Source organism: Nocardia sp. 852002-20019_SCH5090214, assembly GCF_001665865.1.
In the GTDB taxonomy this organism is placed as follows: Bacteria; Actinomycetota; Actinomycetes; order Mycobacteriales; family Mycobacteriaceae; genus Nocardia; species Nocardia nova.
In genome coordinates, this window is sequence record NZ_LZMK01000074.1 from 1 (window position 1) to 6,296 (window position 6,296).

The window sequence follows — 6,296 nt, forward strand, 5'->3', positions numbered from 1 at the left end:
GTGTGCTGTCGCTGGGTTGCATGCTCACCGTCACCACACGCGCCGCCCGCGACGCGGTGTCGGCGGGGTGATCATCGCCTGTGGCCCGAGCAGTCGCGGTGACCGTCACATGCTGGTCACGCCACCGGTCCCACATGTCGGGCGTGACCGGCGCCAATGCGGTCGCGGCGGGGGCCCCGCTGCGTGCGAATTCGGCATCCAGCAGCGGCGTCGCGGCTTCGAACGCGCGCCGTGAGTCGAGCCCCTCTGCAAGCCGGTAGGTGAACATCGTCGCCAAAGCTGCCGACGTGACCGATTCGGCCGAGCATGGGTCGACTGCGGTGAAGGGTGGCTCGAATCTGCTGCGGGCGCAGGGATCTCTATCCGGCGGTCGGCCGCGTGATGGGTGTTCGGTGCACGCCGCGAGCAGGCATGTTCCGGCCATGACGGTGAGCAAGATTGCGATGGGGCGTGACTTCATTGCTGGTTCCTCGGGTGTTGGATCAGACAGGTGAGGTCGACGCGGCGCCAGTCGACCCGTACGCCGAGCTGATGGCCGGTAGCCGGGTTGGTGGTGGCGTCGACGACCAGGTCGAGCACCAGGCCGCTGGTCAACGCCGCGCCGTGCAGGGCGCCTGGGTCCGCTACGAAGCGGGATGTGACGATGCGCAGGGTCGCCATGTCGGCACCCCAAGGTTCTTTCCCGTGTCCCGCGAGCCAGATCGCTTGCAGCACTGCCGTTTCAGTCGCGGCGTCGTCGCTGTCGATGATCAGGTCTCGGTGGAAGCGATCGTGGGCCACGGTGTGTCCGTTGGGGCCGCAGATGGTGAAGGTCTGCCGCGTCGCGGCGACCCAGGCCAGAAGATGCGGCCCTGACGACGCCCGTGCTACGAGCCGTTGCTCGTGAGTGGAGCGACCGTTACCGACCGCGCCAGTGGTAGCGGTATCGGTAGCGGTGTTGCGACGCTTCGATGACGGAGGAGTGGAACGTCCACGGACGGGTCGAGAAGGACGTTGGCGTTCCGAATGGTCTTTTGTCACAGTGGTTTTCCCTCCTCCTCTGCGGGGTTTCGGGGTAGTGGTGGTGTGCTGTAGCGGCGGACGTCGGGGTGGTCGGTTCCGGCGACTCGGGCCAGGGGTGCGGTGGTGACGGTTTGGCCGGTTTGGGGGGCGTGGACGACCAGGTCGGTGCCCTCGGTGTCGCGGCCCGCGTACACGGCGACATGGTGAGAATCGCTCTCGCCGGGAGCGGTGAAGAAGATCAGATCGCCAGGTTGGCGTTGGTCGAACGGCACAGTCTGCGCGGCGGGGTCGTCTTGTTGGGCTTGGGTGTAGTGCGGCAACCGGATTCGGCCTCCCGATGCCTGGTAGACCGCGTACAGGGTCAGGCCGGAGCAGTCGAACCCGCCACCAGTCGGGCCGCTGATGTCTCCTCCGCCCCAGACGTACGGGGTGCCGATCCACCGCTGCGCGGCGGCCACGACTGCTTGTCCGAAACCACTGGCCGGCAACGGTCCGCCGGACGCCCCCGGCCCGGGCCCGGGCCCGGGCCCGCAGCCTGTGACTGGCTGTTCCGGCATGGTGGCGGGTAGGGACGATGGGTCGATGTCGGCGAACATCGCGTAGAGGCGTCGGGCCAGATCCAGTTGTGCCGCATACGCGTTCGGCGCGGACACCTCGACTGCTTGGGCTAGTTCTGCTGAGGACATCGACGTGGCGCCGGTGATGGTGGCGGCTTGGTCGTAGAACCAGTTGATCTGATGGGCCGCGTTCATCAGGGTGGCGATGCCGACGCGTCCCCAGACGCTGACCCGCATCTGGTGCGGACCTACGGAGTCGTGGTCGGCGCCGACGCCGTCGTTGGGGAAACTCAGCGATTCCGGAACGTTGGAATTCGCCAGGTTGCGCAACGTCGATTCGGTGATCATCGCCGCGAGTTCGGCGATGATCACCGACTCCGTGGCCCGGCGTTGTTTGCCGATCGCGACACCGTTGCGCGCCAACTCCAACTGGCGCTCGTTCAACCCCGCCAGCGACTGCCCGGTCGGGCCCTCGACTCCTCCTGCGAGCAGCTGGGTCGCACACGTGTCCGCGGGCTGGATCCCGACGAGCACCGCCAGGAACACGATCAACGCGATGGGCAGCGCCACGATGCCTGTAAGGATGGTTCTGGCAGACGACATCACTCATCGCCGTCCTCCCCCACCTCAACAGCCTCAGCCGCGAACGAGGGCCGCGGGCCGTCGTGGTGTTCTCCAGTCAGGTGGGAGAAGCGTCGATTGGTGTTGTGGATGTCGCGGGCCCGCTCGGTCGGGGTGAACGTCATTCGGAACGGAACACCAGGAGCGTCGGCTTCACCGGTTTTGAGCAGAAAACACCCTGTGCCGGGCGGAGTTTCGCGCACGCCGGTGTCGTCGAGATGGTCGTCGGTCGGTGGCCGGGGCGCGGCCCAGGAGGTGACCAGCAGCTTCTCGGTGTCGGTGATGGATACCGCGGCGCGGAGGCGTTCGATCTCTTCCGGTCCGACGGGGCCGATGATTTTGGCGCGGGCGCGTTCGAAGAAGCCGAGGGCTTTGGCTTGCGCGGCCGGCGAGTCGAAGGCGGCGAGGTCTTTGATGGTGTGGCTGCACATGATCAGTCCAGTGCCCAACGGCCGGTTCAACCGGGTCAGGGCGTCGACGCGGTCGACCATGAACTCCCCCGCGCCCAGCACCCGCCAAATTTCGTCCATGACGACCTCGAAGGTGCGAGGCGGCGCGAGGCCGGCGTCGGCGAGAGCGTGGGCGGCGGCGACCGCGCCGAACCCTTCGCTCCAGCACACCATCAACACCGCCGCCAGCAGTTTCGTGTCACCTTCGGGGATGCGAGACACATCGATGCACACAGCCGGGCTGTTCAGATCTAGGGGTGTGCTGGTCTGACGGTCGAAAATCTGGCCCCACGGCCCCTCGATCACCGCGCGCAGCGAACGGCGCAGCACTTTGGTCGCGGCACGGAACGCGACATCGTCGTCTTCCTCAGCGAACTGCCGCAACCGGTCCGCGCCGCCGGAGATCGTGGCCAGCAGATTCGACAGCCGCGGCGGCCGCTGGGGAGTGAAACCGCCTGCAGGGCTGTAGAGTTCGCGCAACCCAGCGGCGATGAGTGTTTCTTCGTAGTCGGCGACGCGGGAGCCGCGGACCAGCTCGATCAGTCCTGCGACGATGTTGACCTGCCCGGCTTCCACCCGCGCGGCGACCTGGCGACGCTGATCCGGATCCGCGAGGTGGTCGATGATGGTGCCGAGGGCGCCAACTGCCAGGGGGTTGATGCTGCCGTGCCCGTAACCGAGGTCGACGACCTGTCCATCCAAGGCTTCGACCAGATCGCGGTAGTCGGGTTTGGTGTCGCCCATGCACAGCACTGTTTCCCCGGCCGCGACCGCCCCGGTCGCCAGGCGCCGGATCAATGACGATTTGCCGAAACCGTTGAGCGCCAACACGAACGCGATCGGCGCGGTGATGAACCCGCGCGCGAACCACGACATCGGGTCGAAATGCACCGGCGCGCCGGTGACGTAATGCGAGCCGACAGGGCAACCCACCACTGGGGCGGTCGCGCCGACCGCGAAGGGCCACAATCCGGCCACCTGCACTGTGGTCGCCCGCCATTCCGGTGTCGCAGGCACCACCGTCGCGCGACCTCCGCCGACGCCGCGGTACCCGCGGTCGGTCAAACCCGCTGCGGGCACCGCGAATCCGTCGCGAACCGAATCCTCCACCCGTCGTGCGGCAGTGGCGCGGCGGTGATCGTCACTCGACAGTGCCCAGCGAGCGCGCACCGCGGTCAGACCGCGCCTGGCGGCGGCCGTTTCGGTCTCTGCGCGGGCCTGGGATGTCAATACGCGGATCCCCGCGACGGTCGTCGTTCGCGGAGGGCGGGCCTTCCGGGTCTCGTTATGGATGTTCATGCGCTGAACCGCTTCGAGATCGAGGTGTGTTCGGGCAGGATCAGCCCGATGCCGAGGGAGGCGGCGAAGGCGGCGGCTTGGGAGCCGTAGCAGCGGCGCACCCGCAGCCGCGACGCCGCGGTCATCGTCCGCACGGAGGCTTCGATGCCCGGCAGGTCGGCGTCGAGGACGTCGGTGACGGTGACCAGGACCCCGAATCGGGTGAGACCGGCACCGCGGGCTTGTTCCTGACGGGCGGCGCGGGTGTTGTCGACGCGGATGGATGCGGCGGCCGACGCGATGCCGCGTTCGGTCTGCTCGGCGGCCAGCGCGTCGCGGAAGTCGGAGTCGACAATGTCGGTGGCCTCGGCCGCCGAATGTAGGCGGTACATGATCGCGACCCGTTTGCGTGGCACATCCGCGCGCGGGCGCAGCAACTCCTCCAGACCGGTTTCCAACACCGCGCCCCGCGGCGGGGCGTCCATTTCCCACGTGGTGGAACGGGCTCCGTCGTGCACCAGATGGTCCCAGTGGTCCTCGTGCGCGATCGGGCCCACCGAATCCCACGACTGCGTATCGGTGATCGTCGGGCCGGCCGCTTCGATATCGCGCTGGGCGGCCAGGTCGTAGCGAGACCGCACCAGCCCCAGCACCTCCCACGCCTGCAGCGGCGTGGCCGGCAGCCCCGCTCGGGCCAGCTGAGACAGCACCCCTTGCAGCCGTTGCCCGATCTCGCGGGCCTGCTCAGGCAGGTCCTGCCGCGTTTTGCGGGAGGTGCCGATGGCGCGGTAGGTGATGGCGATGCGGCCTTCTGTCCGCACGCCGACTCCGCCGATATCGGCGGCGGCCTCACGCATCACCGCGGCCGCGAACTGCGGCGCCTGCGGCCGGACCAGGCGTGCGACTTCGCGGCGTTGCTTGAGATGTGTTTCGGCGACAGTCTCAAGCACCGAGGTGACCGCGACGACTTCACCGCCGCGTGACTGCGAGGCCAGGAAATGCCCGTACTCGCCGACCCAGGCATCGATTTGGGCTTGGTCGACCAGCTCCTTGCCGCGCGGCAGCACCTGCAGCACCACCGTGCAATGATCGGTGCGACGAATATGGATGATCGCGAACCGCTTCCCGCCCGGTGTCTCCCACTCGGCCAGACGTGAATCAGCCAGCAGCCCAGGCAATCTCGCCACACCTGGGATCCGGGAAAACCGGCCAGACCGATACAGCAGTTCACCCCGCGCTTTCGCCGCCGCGAACTGGACACGCAAGACCGCCGTCTCCCACCCGGACCGGCCATCGACAGTGATGACAAGCGGCGTGAAAACCATTGCGGCGCAAGCAAGCACGATCAGCGTTGTCGGGATGGATCGGGTGATCATGAAGGTGGCCATCACGGTGATCAGCAGGGCCAGCGCGAGCATGCTCACTCCCCACGTCATGCCGAAGAACCCAGCCGAGCGCGGTTTCTCCCATCTGCCGTACATGCGGGGACTGGTCATCGCCGCACCTCCAACGGGCCGGGCGCATCGATATCCCAGCTGTCACCGGCTTGGGACTCGACCGCCGAACTCGCCGACTGCACCCCCTGACCAGCCAACTGCGCACCCATGACAGCCGCTCCAGCGCCCCCGGCCGCACCCGAACTGCCACCTGCTGATCCCGCTGAGCCCGCCGACCGGCCCCCGGTTCCCGCCGACCCGGACCCTGCAGATGAGGCCCCGCGACCGGGCGAAGCTCCGCCGCCACCGGTCCCGCCCGAGAGGGGACGCCCACCGCCTGCTCCGCCCGATGGGCCGCTCGACGGCGGAGTGGGACCGCCGCCTCCGGCTCCGCTGGTGGTGGCGTTTTCGCCTTCGGCCATCTTGCGGGCCGCGGAACGATCACCTCCGGCTGCACCCATGGCGATGCCGAGGGCGCCACCGGCGAGGGCGGCGCCTGCTCCTCCCCCGCCGCCGAGGGTGGCCACCGCGGGGGCGACCAGCCGCATCAAGGCCGGCAGCACGATCGTCACCGACAGCAGCAGGATCATGCCGAGCAGCACCAGTTGCGGGTCTTGCTGCTGACCGGCGGTTTTCGTTCCCGCTGCGGTGAAAGCGATCGCGTAGATGAGGGCGCCGACCGGTTTCCACAGCACAAACGCCAGCGACCACGACAGCATCCGCTTGTACGCCTGCGATCCGGGCCCGGTGCCCGCGGCGGCCGCAGCCAGCGGTATGGCCGCGACGACGAGGATGAGGACGGCTTGGCGTATGACGAGCATGGCGAGTTGGACGAGCATGCTGATCAGGCCGAGGATGCCCAGTACGAGCAGGACACCGGAGCCGAGGTTGCTGTGATCGCGCAGGTTGTTGTCGACCAGCCGCTCGACCGCGCCGTGCAGGTCACCGCCGGT

General features: G+C 68.2%; 4 protein-coding genes and 2 pseudogenes. All 6 read right to left on the minus strand.

Translation table 11 applies throughout. The annotated features are described in order from the left end of the window. A pseudogene (locus tag A5780_RS07240) lies at window positions 1–268 on the minus strand (hypothetical protein); the annotation flags it as partial. Between the two features lie 188 nt (window positions 269–456). After that, complete coding sequence (locus tag A5780_RS07245; RefSeq protein WP_064908078.1) at window positions 457–780, minus strand: hypothetical protein; 324 nt, start codon at window positions 778–780, stop codon at window positions 457–459. 236 nt (window positions 781–1,016) lie between these two features. Further along, complete coding sequence (locus tag A5780_RS42715) at window positions 1,017–2,162, minus strand: C40 family peptidase (RefSeq protein WP_156769402.1); 1,146 nt, start codon at window positions 2,160–2,162, stop codon at window positions 1,017–1,019. Continuing rightward, window positions 2,162–3,928 (minus strand): hypothetical protein, encoded by a 1,767-nt coding sequence (locus A5780_RS07255; RefSeq protein ID WP_064908079.1) that lies wholly within the window; start codon window positions 3,926–3,928, stop codon window positions 2,162–2,164. Before A5780_RS07255 ends, A5780_RS42715 begins: the two co-directional genes overlap by 1 nt. Next, the gene (locus A5780_RS07260; RefSeq protein ID WP_064908080.1) at window positions 3,925–5,403 is read right to left on the minus strand and encodes an SCO6880 family protein; all 1,479 of its coding nucleotides are present in this window, start codon (window positions 5,401–5,403) and stop codon (window positions 3,925–3,927) included. Before A5780_RS07260 ends, A5780_RS07255 begins: the two co-directional genes overlap by 4 nt. Beyond that, window positions 5,400–6,296: pseudogene (locus A5780_RS40715) on the minus strand (hypothetical protein); the annotation flags it as partial. The gene A5780_RS07260 and the pseudogene A5780_RS40715, both read right to left, overlap by 4 nt.